At 38.5% G+C, this 19,485-nt stretch carries 23 protein-coding genes and 3 pseudogenes; 17 read left to right on the top strand and 9 right to left on the bottom strand.

Annotation, left to right across the window (positions count from 1 at the left end; all coding sequences use genetic code 11):
* Positions 1–57: 57 nt before the first annotated feature.
* The gene (alr, locus tag BGM23_RS12515; protein WP_033884592.1) at positions 58–1,242 is read right to left on the bottom strand and encodes an alanine racemase; all 1,185 of its coding nucleotides are present in this window, start codon (positions 1,240–1,242) and stop codon (positions 58–60) included.
* A gap of 465 nt (positions 1,243–1,707) precedes the next feature.
* Between alr and BGM23_RS12510 the strand changes: the two genes are divergently transcribed.
* Together BGM23_RS12510 and dutA are read left to right on the top strand one after the other, a co-directional pair.
* A complete protein-coding gene (locus BGM23_RS12510; protein ID WP_029726906.1) occupies positions 1,708–2,169 on the top strand; it encodes a DUF2691 family protein in 462 nt (153 codons plus the stop codon).
* A 29-nt stretch (positions 2,170–2,198) separates the two neighbouring features.
* Positions 2,199–2,633, top strand: a complete 435-nt coding sequence (gene dutA, locus BGM23_RS12505) for a dUTP diphosphatase DutA (protein WP_003245820.1) — start codon at positions 2,199–2,201, stop codon at positions 2,631–2,633.
* A 641-nt stretch (positions 2,634–3,274) separates the two neighbouring features.
* Here dutA and cotU read toward each other — a convergent pair.
* Positions 3,275–3,535, bottom strand: coding sequence for a spore coat protein CotU (gene cotU, locus BGM23_RS12500; protein WP_003231648.1), 261 nt, complete (start codon positions 3,533–3,535; stop codon positions 3,275–3,277).
* A 403-nt stretch (positions 3,536–3,938) separates the two neighbouring features.
* Here cotU and BGM23_RS21900 point away from each other — a divergent pair, with 403 nt between their 5' ends.
* Complete coding sequence (locus BGM23_RS21900; RefSeq protein WP_003231643.1) at positions 3,939–4,103, top strand: hypothetical protein; 165 nt, start codon at positions 3,939–3,941, stop codon at positions 4,101–4,103.
* Positions 4,104–4,377: 274 nt separating this feature from the next.
* The gene (locus BGM23_RS12495) at positions 4,378–5,217 is read left to right on the top strand and encodes a thymidylate synthase (RefSeq protein WP_046663209.1); all 840 of its coding nucleotides are present in this window, start codon (positions 4,378–4,380) and stop codon (positions 5,215–5,217) included.
* Positions 5,218–5,955: 738 nt separating this feature from the next.
* Here BGM23_RS12495 and BGM23_RS12490 read toward each other — a convergent pair.
* The 4 genes from BGM23_RS12490 to tatAC all read right to left on the bottom strand — a co-directional run bounded on the left by BGM23_RS12490 (position 5,956) and on the right by tatAC (position 8,004).
* A complete protein-coding gene (locus tag BGM23_RS12490) occupies positions 5,956–6,678 on the bottom strand; it encodes a YrpD family protein (protein ID WP_121572629.1) in 723 nt (240 codons plus the stop codon).
* A gap of 160 nt (positions 6,679–6,838) precedes the next feature.
* On the bottom strand, positions 6,839–7,195 hold the full coding sequence (locus tag BGM23_RS12485; protein WP_029726909.1) for a YoqO family protein: 357 nt from the start codon (positions 7,193–7,195) through the stop codon (positions 6,839–6,841).
* Between the two features lie 245 nt (positions 7,196–7,440).
* Complete coding sequence (locus tag BGM23_RS12480) at positions 7,441–7,641, bottom strand: spore coat protein CotC (RefSeq protein ID WP_024573164.1); 201 nt, start codon at positions 7,639–7,641, stop codon at positions 7,441–7,443.
* A gap of 174 nt (positions 7,642–7,815) precedes the next feature.
* The gene (gene tatAC / locus BGM23_RS12475) at positions 7,816–8,004 is read right to left on the bottom strand and encodes a twin-arginine translocase TatAC (protein ID WP_003231634.1); all 189 of its coding nucleotides are present in this window, start codon (positions 8,002–8,004) and stop codon (positions 7,816–7,818) included.
* 78 nt (positions 8,005–8,082) lie between these two features.
* Between tatAC and BGM23_RS22175 the strand changes: the two are divergent.
* Positions 8,083–8,241: pseudogene (locus BGM23_RS22175) on the top strand (hypothetical protein).
* Between the two features lie 16 nt (positions 8,242–8,257).
* Entirely contained in the window at positions 8,258–8,656 is a 399-nt protein-coding gene (locus tag BGM23_RS12465) for a hypothetical protein (protein WP_009967329.1), read from the top strand.
* Positions 8,657–8,720: 64 nt separating this feature from the next.
* Here the strand turns inward: BGM23_RS12465 and BGM23_RS12460 are convergent, their stop codons facing one another.
* Positions 8,721–9,155 carry an SRPBCC family protein gene (locus BGM23_RS12460; protein WP_003231627.1) on the bottom strand — a complete coding sequence of 145 codons (435 nt, stop codon included), beginning with the start codon at positions 9,153–9,155 and terminating at the stop codon, positions 8,721–8,723.
* A 307-nt stretch (positions 9,156–9,462) separates the two neighbouring features.
* On the opposite strand from BGM23_RS12460, the gene BGM23_RS12455 reads away from it, so the two are divergent.
* The 9 genes and pseudogenes from BGM23_RS12455 to pghL all read left to right on the top strand — a co-directional run bounded on the left by BGM23_RS12455 (position 9,463) and on the right by pghL (position 17,180).
* Positions 9,463–9,651, top strand: a complete 189-nt coding sequence (locus tag BGM23_RS12455) for a hypothetical protein (RefSeq protein WP_029726665.1) — start codon at positions 9,463–9,465, stop codon at positions 9,649–9,651.
* Between the two features lie 295 nt (positions 9,652–9,946).
* A pseudogene (locus BGM23_RS12445) lies at positions 9,947–10,195 on the top strand (spore germination protein); the annotation flags it as partial.
* 102 nt (positions 10,196–10,297) lie between these two features.
* Positions 10,298–11,389, top strand: a pseudogene (locus BGM23_RS12440) (spore germination protein).
* The gene (locus BGM23_RS12435; RefSeq protein ID WP_029726667.1) at positions 11,379–12,593 is read left to right on the top strand and encodes a Ger(x)C family spore germination protein; all 1,215 of its coding nucleotides are present in this window, start codon (positions 11,379–11,381) and stop codon (positions 12,591–12,593) included. The pseudogene BGM23_RS12440 and the gene BGM23_RS12435 overlap by 11 nt, the downstream one beginning before the upstream one ends.
* Before the next feature lie 146 nt (positions 12,594–12,739).
* On the top strand, positions 12,740–13,546 hold the full coding sequence (locus BGM23_RS12430) for a hypothetical protein (protein ID WP_029726668.1): 807 nt from the start codon (positions 12,740–12,742) through the stop codon (positions 13,544–13,546).
* Positions 13,547–13,550: 4 nt separating this feature from the next.
* Complete coding sequence (locus BGM23_RS12425) at positions 13,551–14,168, top strand: DUF4166 domain-containing protein (RefSeq protein WP_029726669.1); 618 nt, start codon at positions 13,551–13,553, stop codon at positions 14,166–14,168.
* On the top strand, positions 14,165–15,805 hold the full coding sequence (locus BGM23_RS12420) for a YndJ family protein (protein ID WP_029726670.1): 1,641 nt from the start codon (positions 14,165–14,167) through the stop codon (positions 15,803–15,805). Before BGM23_RS12425 ends, BGM23_RS12420 begins: the two co-directional genes overlap by 4 nt.
* Positions 15,806–15,882: 77 nt before the next feature.
* Positions 15,883–16,197: a hypothetical protein gene (locus tag BGM23_RS12415; protein WP_029726671.1), complete on the top strand. Its 315-nt coding sequence runs from the start codon at positions 15,883–15,885 to the stop codon at positions 16,195–16,197.
* Positions 16,198–16,421: 224 nt separating this feature from the next.
* Positions 16,422–17,180, top strand: a complete 759-nt coding sequence (pghL, locus tag BGM23_RS12410) for a gamma-polyglutamate hydrolase PghL (RefSeq protein ID WP_015714006.1) — start codon at positions 16,422–16,424, stop codon at positions 17,178–17,180.
* 26 nt (positions 17,181–17,206) lie between these two features.
* Here the strand turns inward: pghL and BGM23_RS12405 are convergent, their stop codons facing one another.
* Positions 17,207–17,656, bottom strand: a complete 450-nt coding sequence (locus tag BGM23_RS12405; RefSeq protein WP_003245454.1) for a YndM family protein — start codon at positions 17,654–17,656, stop codon at positions 17,207–17,209.
* 207 nt (positions 17,657–17,863) lie between these two features.
* On the opposite strand from BGM23_RS12405, the gene fosM reads away from it, so the two are divergent.
* Together fosM and BGM23_RS22170 are read left to right on the top strand one after the other, a co-directional pair.
* Positions 17,864–18,298 carry a FosM family fosfomycin resistance protein gene (gene fosM, locus BGM23_RS12400; RefSeq protein WP_003231604.1) on the top strand — a complete coding sequence of 145 codons (435 nt, stop codon included), beginning with the start codon at positions 17,864–17,866 and terminating at the stop codon, positions 18,296–18,298.
* Positions 18,207–18,464: a hypothetical protein gene (locus tag BGM23_RS22170; protein ID WP_371929877.1), complete on the top strand. Its 258-nt coding sequence runs from the start codon at positions 18,207–18,209 to the stop codon at positions 18,462–18,464. The genes fosM and BGM23_RS22170 overlap by 92 nt, the downstream gene beginning before the upstream one ends.
* 370 nt (positions 18,465–18,834) lie before the next feature.
* Here the strand turns inward: BGM23_RS22170 and lexA are convergent, their stop codons facing one another.
* Positions 18,835–19,452: a transcriptional repressor LexA gene (gene lexA / locus BGM23_RS12390; RefSeq protein WP_003238209.1), complete on the bottom strand. Its 618-nt coding sequence runs from the start codon at positions 19,450–19,452 to the stop codon at positions 18,835–18,837.
* Positions 19,453–19,485 lie beyond the last annotated feature (33 nt).

Below are 19,485 nucleotides of genomic sequence, written 5' to 3'. Positions count from 1 at the left end.
TCAGAAAAAACAAAATCCCTCTGGTAGAGGGATTTTGATTCAGCATTTTAAGATGTTCTACACATATAATACTGGAGTTGATACTTTAAAAATCTCGCCATCTCTTATATAAAAACGAGGGATGCGTCGGCTTAATGTAGACACGACTTCATAGTTAATCGTATTGAGCATTTCAGCCACTTCATCAACGGAAATCTCGGCTCCTTTTTGCTTACCGTAAATCACGACTTCGTCTCCTTGTTTACCTTCACCGTTTTCTCCTAAACTGACCATGATCATATCCATTGTTACTCTTCCCGCCACTGGCACTCGTTTTCCGCGATGAAGAACAAACCCGCTATTGGAAAGGGCACGAGAATAGCCGTCAGCATAGCCAATCGGGAGTGTAGCAATTACTTCATTAGGCTCTGCGACGTATGTAGCACCATAGCTAACGGTTCGGGGTTCTGTCCGCATGGTTTTCACATAAGCGATGCGCGCCTTTAAACTTAACGCAGGTTCAAGCTTAACGAGATTTAGTTGTTTAATATAGGCTGAAGGATATAAACCATATAAGCCGATACCTAAACGGATCATATCAGCGCTAAATTCCGGAAAAGCGATAGCTGCAGCCGTGTTGCACATATGCACGGTGGGCAGCTCAATCCCCTGTTTTTTTAAAAAGCTGAGAAAACTGATGAATTTTTCGTGCTGCAGCTTTGTGAGTGTTGTGTCCGGTTCATCAGCTGTCGAAAAATGTGTGAAAATCCCTGTCCATCTGAGGAATTTACTTGCCTTTAAGGCTTTCACTACTTCTAAAAGTTCTTCCTTTGTGCGTACACCTAATCGTCCCATGCCGGTATCCACGTTAATATGAATGGCCAGCCGGTTAGCACTCGCTTCTTTTTCCAATATCTCGTTTGCTTCTTTCATCCAATCAACCTGAAATGCTGATAATGTTATATTCCAAGCTGCTGACTTCTTTACACAACTAAGGGATGTAAAACCAAGCACAAGGATAGGTGCTGTAATCCCAGCTTTTCGTAAAACGATTCCTTCCTCCACACTGGCAACAGCGAGCTCACTCGCCCCGTGTTCCAGTGCATGGCGTGCCACTTCGATAGACCCGTGACCATAACCGTTCGCTTTTACGACAGCCATAATTTTGCTCTTATGTGGAATATGACGGCGGATCGCTCGCAAATTCTTTTTAACGGCATCAAGATTGACTTCGATCCAAACTTCTCGGCAAAGCTTTATCATCAACGCTTCCTTCCTTCTTATGGATTGTAAATACCACCTATTGCCGCAAGAATAAATGTTAATTGTTGGATGATTCGATCTTATTTTATTCAACTTTATTTGAAATCATTCAACAGCAAATCCATGTGATACGAGAAGGTGCCTATCAATGTTCGAATAATAGCAAGTACGGGATACATGAGGCTTGTAAGTGGGGTGTTAATGGATACGGCGACCGAGGATTACAAAAATGATTATTTGTTTTGGGACATTTTTTTCTAAGGGTAGATGATAACGAGAAATCTAATCAGGAAAATACTTACCGTTGTTATGAACATTGGAAGAACCTTTTAAATGAGAAGGGATGAGAAAATTCTGTAAAAGATAATCGGTTGAAAAGGCAGTCGATTCCTTGTTCCATAAACCTAACATTAGAGTATATAATTAAACTCGTATTCACAAAAATCGTTTAAGTAAGGGGTATACATGAATAGGGGAGTTAGTTTTCAAATACCGAATGAATATGGAAATTTTCTATGGAGAATACTGCAGCCGGTAGAAATAGCTAATTATAGGTGGCAAACGAGTGGGGAATCTTATTTTGTTGTAGAAGGAGAGCTCGATGATGAGGAGCTTTTTCATGACTACGCAATTGTTGAAGGGGCAGTTTTTGAGCAACAATTAAAAACGAATCAGTACTATACCATTTTCGTTGAACTGAAAGCATTTCCATATGGAAAAATGGTTAATCAAGTCAATACATATGAAGAGTTTGCTGACAGTGATTGCGAACTTGTCCTTTTGATAGCAGATAATAGTTACGTTTCGATTTACTGTAAAAACAAAAAAATCATTGAAAAACTGTACTTCAATGCTTTACAGAATGATTTTGAAGACGTTCAATTTATAACTGATGAAAATGATACAAGAACAAGCCTTACTGTATGATACTCAATAAAAATTAAAGGAGCTAGTACATGACAATGCAAATTAAAATCAAGTATCTAGATGAAACACAAACAAGAATCAGCAAAATTGAGCAGGGAGACTGGATTGATCTTCGGGCAGCTGAAGATGTAACAATCAAAAAAGATGAATTTAAGCTTGTCCCATTAGGTGTTGCAATGGAGCTGCCTGAAGGTTACGAAGCACATGTCGTCCCTCGTTCAAGTACATATAAGAACTTTGGCGTTATTCAAACAAATTCAATGGGTGTTATCGATGAGTCATATAAGGGAGACAACGATTTCTGGTTCTTTCCTGCTTATGCATTGCGTGATACTGAAATTAAGAAGGGTGATCGTATCTGCCAGTTTAGAATCATGAAGAAAATGCCGGCGGTTGAATTGGTTGAAGTCGAGCATTTGGGAAACGAGGATAGAGGAGGACTCGGTTCAACAGGTACGAAGTAAACAAAATAAATCCTTGGCTGTCTTCATGCTGTGTGATTGATCAATGGAGGTTTCAGCCAAGGTACATATAAATATTATGTATAAAATGAATATTTTAATACGAAGGATTTAATTAAAAACAAAGTTTAAAAAGGGAAGTTTTGAAAAAGTGAAATAGTAATAACTAAAGTCGATAAAGAACCTAAAGATGTCAAAGAAACAATTTTTCTGGTGCTTTGCTTTTTTGAAGGTTTACTTAGCTCGTGGATAACTGCCCCCCATAAAAGCATGGATGCTAAAATTATAATACTTATATACATAAAGATGCTCCTTTTATTATATTTACAGTTTTTACATTTTTATCGATTTTACCACATTTAGGATTGAGTTGTCGATGAAACAAGCATCTCTATAAAGAAATACTTTTATCTAAATTTTTATAAATAGGGGAAGGCAACTAAAAACTAGTAATGCCACTAATAATAAGCCAAGTTAAATGACATGTGTTCATTAATAATTGAATTTACAGCAGCCTTGAGACAAGTTCAAAATATAAGATGAAATGAGACATAAGACTTCACAAAAAAATCTGAGTATCGTCGATAAATATCATAAAAAAGCCCCCGGTATGTCGCCGGGGAATTAATAGACGTTTAAGAGATTTAGTGATGTTTTTTATATGATTCGACAAAATCATAATAATGATCATCGTCATCATAATACTTTTTTTCGTAATGATAATCGTGATCATCGTAATACTTTTTATCATGGTCATCATACTTTTTGTCGTAATCATAATGTTTTTTATCATGATCATAATACTTGTCGCAATCATAATGCTTCTTATCATTGTCGTAATACTTTTTGTAATATGTTTTTTTCCAAGTGTAATACTCTTCTTTATATTTTTTATAATAACCCAATTAAATTCCTCCTTTATGTTATTCGAATTTAATTTATGAAGTTTAAATGATATGGTATGGTCAAATGAAATAAGAATAGTAAAAAGAGGCTGTTTAAAACACTTTCTGAAAAACAAAACGGATAGCTGTTTATTAAAACAAGAGCGAGAGAAAGCACTCAACCACTGTAAAATAATAGTAAAGTGTATAGAGAAGATTAATATACGTAAAAAGGGACTTTCTCATTGAAGAATATTTGAACGTTATGGTTAAGATTCAGAGCTCTATGATGTGATTTTTAATACTGCTTTTGAAGGATTTAGAGTTAGACATCAAAAACAAACAGCAAAACCGGTTAGAAACAGATCATATAAGGAATGAACCGCTGCCAAATATCATAAAAAAGTTGTTAATGATCAAATGAATGAAATTAGAGAGAATTTATTTTAAAGAAAGCCCAATTGCACATGGACAAATGACAATTGATATTGAGGTAAAATACAATGCATTAAATCAGAAAAAGCTATTGGAGGATTTAATGTGTTTAGACAATTTCCAATTTGGTATACACAAACACCTAACTATTTGAATTTTTATGTGCCGCAATATCAAACCATTTCTTATAATCCTCAACAATGTTATCAACGGTGTATGTACCAAACTGGCGGTAACTATGAGCTATGTGACAGACTATGTTATGGAGAAATACAGGTGTAAAAGAGGGGGGATTAACTCCTCTTTAAACACACAGTGATTGGAATAAGAATCTCATTTTATCTGCGAGTGCTTAGTATTTGCGATAATATTGCATTCGTAATAAATTATGCTTAGCAACTGAAAATGAAAGAAGGATATGAATAGTCATGACGCAATTCGATAAACAATACAATTCAATTATAAAGGATATCATCAATAATGGAATCTCAGACGAAGAGTTTGATGTAAGAACCAAGTGGGACTCAGATGGAACACCGGCACATACTCTAAGTGTAATGAGTAAGCAAATGAGATTCGACAACTCAGAGGTTCCGATTTTAACGACAAAAAAGGTTGCCTGGAAAACAGCCATTAAAGAGTTGCTCTGGATTTGGCAGCTGAAATCTAATGATGTTAATGATTTAAACAAGATGGGCGTACATATTTGGGATCAGTGGAAACAAGAAGACGGAACCATCGGACATGCATATGGATTTCAGCTGGGGAAGAAAAACAGAAGTCTAAATGGAGAAAAAGTGGATCAGGTTGATTATCTTCTTCATCAATTGCAAAACAATCCGTCTTCACGCAGACACATTACAATGCTGTGGAATCCTGATGATTTAGACGCAATGGCCTTAACGCCATGTGTATACGAAACTCAATGGTATGTGAAGCAAGGTAAGCTCCACCTCGAGGTAAGAGCACGGAGCAATGATATGGCGTTGGGGAATCCATTCAATGTATTCCAGTACAATGTGTTGCAGCGCATGATTGCTCAAGTGACTGGTTATGAACTTGGTGAATATATCTTTAACATTGGGGATTGCCATGTGTACACACGTCATATAGACAATTTGAAAATTCAAATGGAAAGAGAACAGTTTGAAGCACCTGAACTATGGATCAATCCTGAAGTGAAAGATTTTTATGACTTTTCCATTGATGATTTCAAGTTAATCAACTATAAACATGGGGACAAGCTTTTATTTGAGGTAGCGGTTTAATGCTGCCTTTTTATTGTTATTTTTCAGAATATAAGCTGGCATTAGGCTAAAAATGAAGAAATTTCTTCTTCATATTTCTATAAACAAATAGTAAACAAAATTGGAGCCCAACGCGAAACAAAAGGATTGTTAGAAGCGTTGGGTTCTCTTAGTACAAGTGAACAACGATTGCGTGGTCTGAAAAATTAAACGAACGATATGAAAAGGCCATTGGTTTTATAAGGTGTTAATTCCTCCTATTAATATCATAAGGCTCAAGAAAATTGTAATGAAAAGAAAAGCCCATACTATAGCTGTAAAAGGATTGTTGAGTCCCATCCTTTCTTTCCAATTTATATTAGTGGATCGATTGGTTTTGTATTTTATTAACTGGATACATAAGATCACATTAAAAAAAACTGAAATAACAAGAGCTATAACTAAATAAAGGTTCATTTTCATCAACCTTTCTAGGTTTTTTAAACACTTGAATAGCTTAATTGTAAACCTAATATTAACATATACATATTTCACCTTAAAAGACCAGCATCGTGCAATGAATACAATTACTTTGTGCAGTTCTAGGTTATTTGTTTTTATTATGAAACTTTTTGATCCCTGGCTAAAATTCAACTTAAAAATGAAAAGATTGATGTTCGTAAATCTATATAGGGAGTGGATTCCGACACGGTTTTTTATGGAGATGGAAAATTAATTATAAAACCGCCAGACAATGCTGGCGGCTTTTTGCTGCTTCGTTTATTTATTAACAGAGATCGTAACGTTATTTCCTGCAACAGAAACCTTTGCGAAATCCTGTGTATCTACCACAGGAGTGACGGCTTTATTGTCGATTGTGATGTTGTTAAAAGATGTCGAAAAGGTTGCTTTGATCGCATCACGCTGGCTTTCATACGAAACAGCCGCGGTAGCAAGGGTTTTCCATTTTGAAATCGTGCCGATGTTGGTTCCTTGAATTTCTGTGATAATCCGTCCGGTGTAGCCGTCATTGTTCGTTCCCCAAAGGGTCATGCGCGTATTGCCGCTTAAATTTTTATAGATTGTCATTTGGACTGTGCTTCCAGGGCGGAAGCCTTTATTGTATGTGAATTTGTCTTTTCCTTCGATGTACGTTTCTTCATTTTTGGACCCAACCTTCATGAGGGGCTTCCAGACGTTGTATTGTTTGCTGTACTGAAGCCCGATATCGGCTTCAGTTCCGCTTGTTGCTCTAAAGCCAGAATAAATATAGGGAGTAGAGACCGAGTCGCTGTTTTTGACAGTTTCAGGAAGCGTGATTTTAGCTGTAAAAATGGCGCCCGTACTGTTCAGGTAGACACGGCCGCCGATTCCGTTAGGCAGCTGGGATGCTGCTTTTGCGACTTGAGCGTCTGCCGCGGGTAAACCTGGTATACCTGATGAAAGGGTTCCGAAAAGAACTGCTGTTCCTACTGCACCTGCAATCAATACTTTTTTCACCAAAATTCCCCCTTTTGATAGTGATTTCGTCATTTATTATACCTTATTTTGGAACTGGATTGATGTATATAAATAAACAAAATATTTCATTTTGAGTGATGTAAGGGACGAAACGCTTCTCCAATCTGAAAGCTGTATACCTTTAACAAAGGAAATAATAAGATCACAATCGTTTTAACCGATTTGAAATTTTCCCCAAAATAAAAGTACAAATGCTTAAAGAAACGATCATTAAAAGAATGCCCGCTATCGTTTCCCAGCCTGTAAAAAAGAGGTGACGTTTCATCAATGTCTGTCCTTGTAAAATGATAAAAGCACAGATACCGACTAAGAAAAGAAAACAAATACTTAGGATTGCTAACGCTTTACGTGAGTATGTTTTCATTTCATCTTTAAAATACAGCAATACGAAAACAAAGCAGATAACATTGGCTATTGTGCTTATCACCTCAAAGCTTTTCATGACAACTGATATAAATAGACAAAGTAAAATGAGATAAAATACGATGTTTCTATACAAAAAACCTCTCCTTTTATGTATGATCCACAAAGAGTTTATAAAAGTTTCTTTGTAACTGCAATAAACTGAATGCGCTCACTTATGAACTAACTAAACTATGTACTAAATATTCACTATTCTTTTTCAGATTCAGTCACCAAGGTTTTCATAGAAAGGGAAGCTTCAGAAATATACATATAGTGCACAAACAAAAAAGACCCGGCAATAGCCGGGGGAAAGTAAAAACGAGGAGATGTGAATGGCGTTTAGTAGTGTTTTTTATGCTTTTTATACTCTACAACATAATCATAGTCTTTTTTATCGTGATCATAATATTTTTTATCATAGTCATCATATTTTTTGTCGTAATCACAGTCATAATATTTTTTATCATATTCGTAATACTTCTTATAATACGTTTTTTTGACCGTATAATACTCTTCTTTGTATTTTTTGTAATAGCCCATATATACTCCTCCTTTATTTTTACTACGCTTTATTATACGGCGAGTAGATTTTGCGGCTTGGACAGTTAAAATCATAGAAGGAAAAAAGGGCTGTCCAAATGATAGAAAAAGACAGATGACACAAAAACAAATCAAAATAAAGAGCCGATTTTTCATCGGCCCAAACGATTTATCCTACATTTGTTTGTCTTCTTTGTTTTCTGAGTCATTTTTTCTGATATCCTGAGTCAGTCCGCTTGTTGCTTGTTTAAATTCTGATAAGGCTTTTCCTGCTGCACGGCCAAGCGCCGGCAGTTTATCAGGCCCAAATACTAAAAAACCCACAAACAAAATAACGAGTATTTTTGTGAAGCTTAATTCCATATCCTTTTCCCCCTGATTGAAGTACAACCTTTTAAACAAATTATAAGAGATAGCAGTACAAATGGGAATGCATTTATTTTGAACATTTTAAAACCAGACAAAGACGGATTCATAAAACGGCTGCTGCTGAATATAATGTCCAATGCCACCTGCCTAAGAAGCAGGGAGGCAGGCTGGATCAATTATGTAGCTCTGCCGGAAATGATACAAACGTATCTGCGGCTATCATTGAAATAGAGGAGTGGTGTAGCTGATGAGATTCACTAAGGTAGTTGGATTTTTGTCTGTTTTAGGGTTGGCTGCGGTTTTTCCATTAACGGCACAAGCAGAAAAAGCCGGAACTGCGGGGGCTGGAGAGTGGGATAAGTTGGGGACTTACACATATACTTACTCAAGTCCGACGGTATACTCGACCGGAGGAGATTTTAGAGTGTGCCTTTCAGGAAGCACTCCTTTTTCTGTTTCACTGCACTTATATGAGGATGATCCCGGTGACAATCCTGATGATTATGTAGGGGCAAACTACTTTTCACCCGGAGAATGCCACACCTTTGGCAGTATTGGAAAATTTGTAGATGGGAGCAATAACAAGGCCGAGTTCTTTGTTACCGATTACTCTGGTAAATCTAAAACTGTTACGTTTTATGATTGATGGACTCAAATTGTGAAGTATAACCCTTGGAAAAAAACAAAAAAGAGAGATACCTCTCTCTTTTTTATTCTTCGACAGCCTTACGAAGCCGTTCATTTACAATGCCAGTCCAGCCGCCATCCATCTTACCGCGAACGACGGAGCTTTTCTCGTTTGCTTTGCCGATCACTTCATTCGGCTCTTTCCAGCCGCTGTGAATAAGGGTAAACCCTGTCTTTTCCCCCAAGTCTTCTAATTGAAAGGTAACGACCCATCCTTCTGTATCCCATTCAAAAGAAAGTTCAGTTGGAGCTTGAACAGCCAAAACTTTACACGGGGACGGCCCAAACGGCGATTGTAAGTGAAATTCTTGTCCTTCTTTGAGCTGAAAGTCATTGGGCATAAACCACTTGGCAATGCCTTCTGAAGTAGAGACTGTCTCCCAGACTTTCTGAATGGGAGCCTCCAGAGTAATGCTTTTTGTAATATCCGGTAATGCATTTTCGTTGTTTTGAGCCATTTCGTTTACCTCTTGACATATGATGTTTTTTTCAATTCAATCATATAATAACTAATAAGATCATGTCCATAGCGTGCATTAATTATGCTAGAGCTGCTGTTGAACAGCGTGTCAGTCGCCAGTCTGATCTGTGAATGGGAGAATTCTGCATGCACGAAAAAGAGAGAGATGTGTATATTGTCATTTCGTTCATTCTTGTTTGCAGCCGCAACTGCTATGTTTGAACCGGAATTCCTGTTCAGCCAATTTATTTTGCGATTTTTGTTTTAATAGTAAATGTGCCATTTTCTAAAACAGGAGGTTTTTTATGCTTGGAAAAATCAAAGCAGCCATTGATAACAGTCCAGGGAAGCCGGCCAGAATTTTAGTTAGTGAAAAAGCGTTTCAGCAAATAGTGGAGGAAATGCGCTTTGTTTACGTTTCCAAACCGAAAACGATAATGGGGATTCCTGTGGAAGTTTCAGATCAGGCAGAAAGCTTCAAGCTGGAATTTTAGTTTATCCCAGACTGCTAAAAGGCTCATTTTGTGTTTAATAATGCAAAATGGTCAGGTTGATTTCTTTAAAAGCATGATGAACTGTTCATCATGCTTTTTTTATTGAGAAAAAAGACGAACATAAAAAATAGGTATACGGGAAAAATAATCCTATTAGAGAGAGGGGAAATGACAGATGGATAACATGATATCAACACTTACTGATTGGAATGTGTGGTTTCAAGCGTTAGTAGTATTTCTCGTTCCATATGTAATCTATAAAGTGTTTACTTGGATTCATGTATAAGAAGGTGCAATGATGAGGTGGCGGAGCAATCAGTACAAAACACAGAAGCAGCATAAATCAGATCATTCAACAGCTGAAAAGGATCAGGATGTGTTAACCGGTAACATCGGATACGATTTAGGACATGTAAAAAGAAAAATAGGACATAACGGGGACGTTCACTTCCGTGAGCTTGAAATCACTCATTTACATGTAAAAGCGGCATTGATCTTTGTTGAAGGACTGTCTGATCAGGAATTGATTAATAAAGGTCTATCAGAGAATGCCTCTTTTAGTCATGAAGCGCCGGCCTAAAATGATGAATACAGATAATACAAAACGGGTGAAGTGATGAACTCGACAGGATGGTGATAAAGTCTCATGTTCAGTCCAACCAGTAAAATTACAACCGCTCAGGCAACGATTATCATCATTAATTATATGCTTGCTGCCGGAGTTCTTACGCTCCCTCGGACAGTAACAGAACAAATACAATCTCCTGATGGATGGATTTCAATTTTATTAGGCGGGGTCCTAGCGGTAATAGCCGGGATGATTATAGTTAAATTAAGCCAGCAGTATCCTAAGGAGACCTTTTATGAATACTCCCGACATATTGTAGGAAAATGGCTCGGGCATCTGATCAGTATTGTTTTTATTACTTATTTTCTGGCACTCGGTGCATTTGAAGTCAGAGTCACGTCCGAAATCGTGGATTTTTTTCTCCTCGAAGGGACACCGTCTTGGGCCATCATTATGACAGTTCTTTGGATTGGGCTTTATTCAATTACACAAGGCCTAGATCCGATTGCACGGCTTTTTGAAATGATTTTTCCGATTACGGTCATCATCTTTTTAACGATAGCCCTCATGAGTTTAGGCATATTTGAGATCAACAATTTGCGCCCTGTATTAGGTGATGGAATCATGCCGGTTCTCAGAGGAGTAAAGACAACAAACCTTTCATTTACATGTTCAGAAATTATGTTCATTTTAGTAGCATTTATGAAAAAGCCGAAAAATGCGGTGAAAGCGGTTGTGATTGGGACAGGCGTTGTGACCAGTTTTTATATGATTACGCTGATTATGGTCATCGGTGCACTATCAGTTTAGGGAGTTGTGACGAGAACATGGCCGGGGCTTGACCTGATGAGAAGTTTTGAAATACCTGGTTTAATATTTGAACGGTTTGAATCATTTCTGCTTGTGATTTGGATTATGCAGCTTTTTGCCACGTTTATTATCACTTTTTATGCAGCTTCCCTGGGAGTCTCACAAGTTTTTAAAAAGAAACCCCTTTCATGTATGTTTGGACTGCTTCCTGTTATTTATATCCTCTCTTGCATGCCGAAAAATGAAAATGACGTCTTTATATTGGGCGATACGGTCAGTCATATCGCTTTGTATATATTTGGCGCTTTGCCGATTTTGCTGTTAGTCATTTCGAAATGGAGGAAAAGAGGTGAAAAGTAAACTAAAACGTCAATTGCCTGCTATGGTCATAGTATGTCTGCTGATGATTTGCGTAACAGGATGCTGGAGCAGTCGGGAAATAGAAGATCTGGGTCTCACATTCGCTATCGCAATTGATAAAGGAAAAGAAACGAACACTGAAAAAGAGTTAAAAGAAGAGGGCGGGAGCTATCCGAAAAAAGACAACATTACGCTGACCTATCAATTTGTTAATGAAAAAGCGGCAGGCGCGGGCACAAGCGGGGGAGGCGGTAGCGGACAAGGAGCGCAAAAAGCGTATATTAATATAAGTGAAACAGGGGATTCATTACAGCAGATCGGAAGTGAGGTTGCATTAAGACGGGACCGAGAAGTGTTTAGCCCGCATTTAAAAGTTGTTGTCATGAGTGAAGATGTGCTGCACACATTTCCTATCGACGAAATGCTGGATCAATTTTTTCGTGATAATGAAATTAGGCTGAGCTGTCTTGTTTTATCTGCTAAAGGGGAAGCAAGAGACGCTCTCCAGCTGAAAGAGAACGGAGAAATTCCGGCATTTCGGCTGATTGGATTAGGTGAAAATGAACATAAAGTTTCCAGAATTCTTCCCCCTATGACACTCGCGAAACTAATTGGAAAACTGCATTCTGGCAGCAGCTTTTTACTGCAAAATGTGGTTGCGGCCAATGGAGCGGTCAAATATTCCGGAGCAGCTGTAATCAACGGAAAATCGAAAAAAATGATAGGCACTTTAAATGAATATGAAACTGAGGGGATTACATGGATTAGAGGAGAAGGGAAAGGCGGAGTTGTCAAAAGCCATGATAAAAAGAGCCAACAGACACTAGCGTACGATATCAATAAAATCAAAAGCAAAATTCAGCCAATCGTAAAAGGGAAAGATATTTCATTCCATGTCGATATTGAATCAGAAGGCGATTTGGTTGAAAACTGGAACACAAAAGAGGCGTTGGACACCCAGTTTATAGATCGTCTCGAAACGACTATTGAAAACGAGGTAAAGAAAATAGTTGGTCAGGTATTAAAAAAAATTCAACATGATTATAAAGCAGATGTTGCGGGTTTTGATGAATCTTTTAGACTTACATATCCTCACTTATGGAAAAGGGTGAAAAATAACTGGGATGACACCTTCAGTAAAGCCGACATCACATACAGTGTGAACGTCACAATTACTCATTATGGCACGGTTAAAACTCAGTAATGAATCCCAAGGAAGAGAAGGAAACCTCTCTTCTCTTTTTTATGCATTTTTTAGGATAAAGATACTTTTTTTGGAGAGATATACACTTAACGAATCGACCAATATGCTAATATAGGAATTGCTTGAAATAGAAGGGAGAAGGGGCTGTGAGGCAGAAACCGATTTATGTAGAAATCGAAATGAAATCTGATCTGGATACACTCTGGGAATATACACAAAACCCATCACTGCATAAGGAATGGGATCTCCGGTTTTCAAATATTACGTATTTGAATAGTCAGCCATGCGAAAAACAGAAGTTTCTTTACGAAACAAGGGTAGGCTTTGGATTAAAGGTGTCAGGTACAGGAGAAACCGTCGGTGTTTTCAACAAATGTTCATCTGAAAGGTCTTCTTCACTGGCTTTTGGCTCTGATCATCCATTATCTCTGATTCGGCATGGAAGCGGCTACTGGAAGTATATAGAGAGAGAAAATGGGAAAATGACGTTTTTAACACAGTACCAATACAAAACAGCCTACGGACTGCTGGGAAGATGGATTGATCGTTTATTATTTCGGCCGCTGCTTGGCTGGGCGACTGCCTGGAGCTTTGATGCATTAAGGCTTTGGGTAGAGCAAAATAAACATCCGAAGCGCTTCATTCGATCCGCTATCATCTATGTGTTCATGTGTCTGTTTTTCAGCCTGTTTTGGTTCTATCAAGGCTTTGCAGGTGTTGAGACAAGCATATTGGCAGGAACAGCGGAGATAGGCTTAGCTATTTTGTGGCTGATTCCTTTAAAAAGAAAATGGATCATTCATGGTGTCCAGGCTTGTATTTTTGCTGGGTTTGCTTGTCTAGGTTCCGAAATATTCATGTGGGTTCTATTGAGTGTGTTTTCCGCTGCAAGCGGCGCTCTTAGCCTGCAGCTCCCCAGTGCCAGGCGCACAAAACGAAAGAGAAAGAAGTGACATTGTGAGTTCGATTTATGAAAAATCAATTATTAACTATCATTTGCTGCATCCCAAGCTGCAGAAACGGTACCAATTAGACGGGTCTCATACATTCAGCGGGACGGGAACGATGTCAGAAATAAGCGGAGGCTCTTTTCTGGTTAGAATGCTGTTAAAGCTAGGTGTTTTTTTCAGATGCTTCTTTTCAGAAAGAGGCAAAGACATTCCATTTACAATACAAAATAGAACTTGTCTTTTGAAATCACAACATACAGGGATAGAATGGAATCGTACATTTTTCTTTAAAGGCAAAAAACGTTTCTTTGACGCGATAATGATATATGACGAGAAAGAAAATAGAATACTTGATTTCTTCGGCAAACCTCATCTGCTGTTGTCTGTTTTGACGTTCGAGGCATCTCTTGACGGCTCTCTTACAATCACATCGGGAAAGCAATGGCTATTGATATTTGGAAAAAGAATCCCGTTGCCGAAATGGCTGACCGGTACATCCGTAGTTTGCGAAACGTTTGATGAAAAAAAGAATTGTTTCACCATTGAAGTGCATGTGCAAAATACAATTCTTGGCACTCTTTTCTTTTATAAAGGAACGTTTCAGGAGGAAGAGAGAGAATCATGAAACGAAATGGCATAGTCAGTGCGCTTTGTTTTATAGGATTTCTTGCAGCAGAAGCACCGGATATTTCAGTGGCAGAGGCACTCGTTTTGTTATCCATTCTATTTTTCGTGCCGGGAATTTTCCCTTTTGTTTTTCGTCAATCTCCGGTTCGTGCTGCTCAGTTTATGGAAAACGGGCTAATCCAGTGCTATCCTGTAGCCGCATTCTTTGCGGTGCTGGCTCTAGTGACGGAGGTTGGAGGTTTCGCGCTTATCTGGTGGATGTACACAGTTTTTATTGCATTGTATGCGATCTTCCGCCTTTGGGAAACAAAGATACATAGAATCGAAGAGACATCAGTTTTGTTCGGCCTTATTTATTTGGCGGGAGGAGGATTTTGGTTTTTTGCTTATGCTGCCCATTTGCAGATCATGCAATTTGGCCCTCTCATCATTTTGCTGACTGCTGTCCACTTTCACTATTCTGCTTTTCTGATCCCGATCTTTAACGGTTTACTCGGCAGAACCATTAGAAAACATCGGATGTTGTACAGTTGGATAACATGGGTGATTTTGCTTTCGCCCCTCCTTATCGCACTGGGCATCACATATTCAAAAACACTTGATGTCATTGCGGTTAGCATTTATATGGCGGCGATTTATCTTCATGCATTTTTGGTGTTCACGGCAGCTTTTCGCACCAAGACGGGGACATTTCTTATTCGGCTTTCTTCCGCTGTTTTAATGATAACGATTGCTTTCTCGATGATTTATTCTTTTGGTGTATTTCGGCAAGAAGTTACATTGACCATCAATCAGATGATTTGGATTCACGGTTTTGTCAATGCGTTTGGTGTTATCTTGCCCGCTCTCATAGGGTGGAGAATAGAGGATGCGAAACCTTTTGATGCAGACAGTGTAAAGACATTCAGCCGTATCTACGGAAAAAGAAAGATTGGAGAAGAATTTTTAGCTAGTATTCAAGCTGAAAATAACGCTCGGTACAGCGGACTTGTGGATGATATGGGCAGCTTGCGTTCAAAAGATTTTTCACCAGAAAAACTGGCGCCGCTCATTCTTTCGTTTTATGAACTAACCATCGAATACAATATTAAAGCAAAAGTAACATGGAGCACGTGGTTTCGGCCGCTTGCAATTATTTACGAATGGTTCAGCAGAAGAATCGGCCAAATACATCTTTCGACGAACCCTGACTGGTATAGGATGTACAGCAAGATAAAAGGTGTTCATTCGAAAAAAGACGGAAGGGAAAGAGTACGTGCCTGGATTAGAACAAATGAAAAAAACGAAACCATTTTTACCGCTCTTTATTCAGTGTATCGTTCAAATGGAGAGGGGTATATGAATATTTCTTTACCGCTTCCATTCAGCAGCATGACAGGTATTTTAAAACCATATCATCATCAGGAGAAGCTGGTTTTAACAAGCAGGCGGAGAAAAAGCAGAGCGGGGGATGAGGGGATTTATCTGCAAACAAGAGCGGGAACTTGTCCGCTTCCTTTATCTGAAACCTTTCTGATAGAAGCTGTACATGACAACAAATTAACCGCTGTTCATCATATGTGGCTGTTTGGATTAAAATTTCTAACTGTTCATTACAGCATTACACATATTAACCAGCCTATTGAAAGAACCTAACACAAAGAAGAAGCTTCGTCTGCCAGTTGCTGCATTTCAAAATTCTGCACCGCATCAAGACAGGAAAGGAAGGGTTTATGGTGTTTTATATCAGTTTATTTCTGATTCTTTGGCTGGCTGCGGGGTTTGCAGTGGGAATGAAACAAGTGTATGTCGATCAGCTGTTTGATAAAGCTGTGATCGAAAGACTGGAAAAAGAAGCGAATGATCATGGACACGCTGACCGGATGATCAAACAGCGCGTCCTTTATATTTCAGCAGTGACAGTAAGCGGGTTTATTTCTGTTTATTATGAAATGAAAACAATCCCGCAAAGGCGAAACATAAGAAAAATTGAAAAAAACATCATGAAATTAAATCAAGCAAAAAAACGAAGAATGAAGAGAAAATAAAAAATGCACAGGCCAAAGGGCAGGTGCATTTTTGTTTTGTATGGAAATGGGAGAGGTGGTGCCAGCTTACTTTTCATAAATTCAAAAATGAGAAGAACAGCGCCCGGGCTAATGGTATATAATATTGTGAATTTAACAAAAATTTAACAAGGAGGACGAGAGAATTCGTGCTAAAGCCTCAAAGAGACCTACATCCTGTTGATTTGGACTTAGAGGCGGAGTAGATGAAACCGGCCAAAGTATCCCTGCTCCGCCGTTTGCTCCATTCCTTGAAGCATGTTGATTGTAACATAGCCAAACGTTTTCCATCAACTATTAAAATTGTAAAATTATTGTTGATTTTTATGGTGTTTACTCCGATTTCTTCAATTTATGCTGAAGATGTATATCAGAATTTTGAGGAATTAAAAAGCAATGAAGATCCTTCTGATTACGGCGTTGTTACGAAAGAAACCGGAAGCCCTGTTCTTGTTTTAGCCATTCACGGAGGAGGTATTGAAGGCGGGACAAGTGAAGTAGCGAGAGAGCTCAGCAAAGAGTACTCGATGTATTTATTTGAAGGCTTAAAATCGGCAGGAAACTCAGTCCTGCACATTACGAGCACGCACTTTGATGAACCTCGGGCCCTTAAAATGACGGGAAATCATGAATATGTCATTTCATTACACGGGTACGCAGAAGAAGATCAGCAGATCGAAGTCGGCGGTACAGATCGCGTAAGAGCGGCAGATTTAGTTGAGAAATTGCAGCATGCCGGTTTTCCTGCTGTATTGCTCAATACGGACCATCCACATGCGGGCGTTAGTCCGAATAACATTGCAAATAAATCAAAAACAGGTTTAAGTATTCAGATAGAAATGAGCACAGGGTTTCGAAAGTCTTTGTTCGGCATCTTTTCTTTAAAAAGCAGAGCTGTTACTCAAAATGAGAGGTTTTATGAGTTTACAGAAGTGATGTTCCGTTTTCTCAAAAATAGCTACTGAAAAATAGGAGGCGATAAGACAGCCTCCTATTCCTTATGCTTCTCTTTCGTTTCGGGAAACAGCTCGTCCGCGGCTTCCGTTTGATACTGCAACGTGTTATCTCTCGCTGACAGTTCATTTCGGAAATTTTCATCAAGCACATTTTTCAGTAAATACCGATGAAAAAAGTATTCAAAAACAGTAAGACAGGCAGCGGAAAGGAGAGCCGCTCCAAATGGTGAGAAATCGTTTCTTGTTTGGGTTAAAACAAATACCCAAAGAATAACGAATGAAAGGCCAAAGTCAGCCAATGAAGCTGTAATATTGTTTGTTCTGGGTAAGACGAGCATGTCACCAGAAAGATAGGAAACAAAACCTAAGAAAAGTGCAATAAACATCACACTTAAGAAGGATGCGTGATAGACTCTGTCCAAAATCACATATAAAAGGGCGAGAGTGAAAGCAATCTTTGAAGCAAGCGCAATGATATGTTTCATTTGACCACCTAAATTGTTATTTTTTGAAGAAAATTCTTGGGCGTAAACAAATGATAAATAATGCAATTCAAAACCATTCATAATGGTCATGTTACTATTTTAAACAGTCCGTTTTTGTTTACACTGGTATTTTTTTCAGCTGTATGAAACTTTCTTATGAAAAAAGTCGTATATGTGGATGATCAGCTTTCAAGGGGGGAATGATTTGTGGAGATAAAAGGAATCAATCACTTGCTATTTTCAGTTTCGCATTTGGATACATCGATTGATTTTTATCAAAAAGTGTTTGGTGCAAAGCTTTTGGTAAAGGGAAGAACAACTGCATATTTTGATATGAACGGCATCTGGCTAGCGCTTAATGAAGAACCAGACATCCCGAGAAATGACATTAAGCTTTCTTATACCCATATTGCTTTTACAATTGAAGATCATGAATTTGAGGAGATGTCAGCTAAATTAAAAAGACTTCATGTCAATATTCTGCCTGGCAGAGAACGAGATGAACGCGATCGAAAATCAATTTATTTTACCGACCCTGACGGCCACAAATTTGAATTTCATACCGGAACCCTTCAAGACAGGCTTCGATATTACAAACAAGAAAAAACGCATATGCACTTTTATGATGAAACGGCCTTTTGATATCACAACCATATTTCATATAAGGTTAAATTTAAAGAAGGGTGTTGGTGGAGACTTTATGTTTGGGGAAGGTTTCTACCCGACTTGTTCAACGATGCCATATCTTTTGAACTGTACAAGTGATTGGGTGAAGGTGAAATTGAAATACATATTACATTTTATATGAAGAAAGCAAGCTGTTTTAACAGAGTGTTGAACTACCTAAACTATGCACTAAATTTTCAGTTATTTCAATTGCCTCGCCCCTTAATAAATATGAAACCGCATCCTTCCACGACCTAAAAAATGAAACGTTTTTAAGAAGATAGCGTCTAATATTCTAAACGTTCATATTTTGATCAAAGTTTCCTGAAGGAAAGAAAATTTCTTGACTTCAACAATCTTTTGGTGGATAATTATGGTGTAAACATGATGTTCTTTTTCCTCCTATTCAGGCTCGCACCCAAAAGTCAGGGCGAGCCTGCTTTTTTTGAACAACAAACCCCCTCTCCGTAAAGGAAGAGGGGGTTATTTCATGCATCTGATAGATCAATAGATTAATGGACGGTTCTGAACACGCCAATCACTTTCCCTAGAATGCTGACATTCTGCAAAATGATAGGTTCCATCGTTGGGTTCTCAGGCTGCAAGCGAATGTGGGTATCCTCTTTATAGAATCGTTTTACAGTTGCTTCATCATCTTCTGTCATCGCAACTACAATTTCCCCATTGTTCGCTGTGTTTTGCTGTTTAACGATGACATAGTCCTTATCGAGAATACCAGCATCTATCATACTGTCTCCCATAATCTCCAGCATAAATACATGCTCGTCTGGAGGAACCATGCGGTCTGGGAGCGGAAAATATTCTTCAATATTTTCTACTGCTGTAATAGGAGATCCCGCCGTGACTTTCCCGATGACCGGTACATTAACGACCTGGCTTTGCGGAATGTCTACTTCTTCATCAAGAATTTCTATTGCTCTTGGTTTTGTCGGATCCCGTCTGATCAGTCCTTTTGTTTCCAAGCGGGCCAAATGGCCGTGGACAGTAGAGCTGGACGCAAGCCCGACAGCCTCTCCGATCTCTCTCACGGAAGGCGGATATCCTTTTGATTTAACCTCTGCTTTAATAAAACGGAGGATATCAAGTTGCCTTTTTGATAGCTTCGTCATTTTTCGCACCTCAAAACGTCGATTTTAAGAAGA

This window comes from Bacillus sp. FJAT-14266 (assembly GCF_001719225.1).
In the GTDB taxonomy this organism is placed as follows: domain Bacteria; phylum Bacillota; class Bacilli; order Bacillales; family Bacillaceae; genus Bacillus; species Bacillus subtilis.
Note: the sequence above shows the minus strand (reverse complement) of the source record. Positions and strands in the feature narration are given on the sequence as shown.

Excerpts from the sequence above, each read along its gene's own strand:
- BGM23_RS12420 (WP_029726670.1), top strand. The coding sequence starts at position 14,165 with ATGAAACGAAATGGCATAGTCAGTGCGCTTTGTTTTATAGGATTTCTT.
- alr (WP_033884592.1), bottom strand. The coding sequence starts at position 1,242 with ATGATAAAGCTTTGCCGAGAAGTTTGGATCGAAGTCAATCTTGATGCC.
- dutA (WP_003245820.1), top strand. The coding sequence starts at position 2,199 with ATGACAATGCAAATTAAAATCAAGTATCTAGATGAAACACAAACAAGA.
- BGM23_RS12480 (WP_024573164.1), bottom strand. The coding sequence starts at position 7,641 with ATGGGCTATTACAAAAAATACAAAGAAGAGTATTATACGGTCAAAAAA.
- BGM23_RS12495 (WP_046663209.1), top strand. The coding sequence starts at position 4,378 with ATGACGCAATTCGATAAACAATACAATTCAATTATAAAGGATATCATC.
- BGM23_RS12415 (WP_029726671.1), top strand. The coding sequence starts at position 15,883 with ATGGTGTTTTATATCAGTTTATTTCTGATTCTTTGGCTGGCTGCGGGG.
- BGM23_RS12465 (WP_009967329.1), top strand. The coding sequence starts at position 8,258 with ATGAGATTCACTAAGGTAGTTGGATTTTTGTCTGTTTTAGGGTTGGCT.
- BGM23_RS12405 (WP_003245454.1), bottom strand. The coding sequence starts at position 17,656 with ATGAAACATATCATTGCGCTTGCTTCAAAGATTGCTTTCACTCTCGCC.
- pghL (WP_015714006.1), top strand. The coding sequence starts at position 16,422 with ATGAAACCGGCCAAAGTATCCCTGCTCCGCCGTTTGCTCCATTCCTTG.
- BGM23_RS12460 (WP_003231627.1), bottom strand. The coding sequence starts at position 9,155 with ATGGCTCAAAACAACGAAAATGCATTACCGGATATTACAAAAAGCATT.
- BGM23_RS12455 (WP_029726665.1), top strand. The coding sequence starts at position 9,463 with ATGCTTGGAAAAATCAAAGCAGCCATTGATAACAGTCCAGGGAAGCCG.
- BGM23_RS12510 (WP_029726906.1), top strand. The coding sequence starts at position 1,708 with ATGAATAGGGGAGTTAGTTTTCAAATACCGAATGAATATGGAAATTTT.
- lexA (WP_003238209.1), bottom strand. The coding sequence starts at position 19,452 with ATGACGAAGCTATCAAAAAGGCAACTTGATATCCTCCGTTTTATTAAA.
- BGM23_RS21900 (WP_003231643.1), top strand. The coding sequence starts at position 3,939 with ATGAAATTAGAGAGAATTTATTTTAAAGAAAGCCCAATTGCACATGGA.
- tatAC (WP_003231634.1), bottom strand. The coding sequence starts at position 8,004 with ATGGAATTAAGCTTCACAAAAATACTCGTTATTTTGTTTGTGGGTTTT.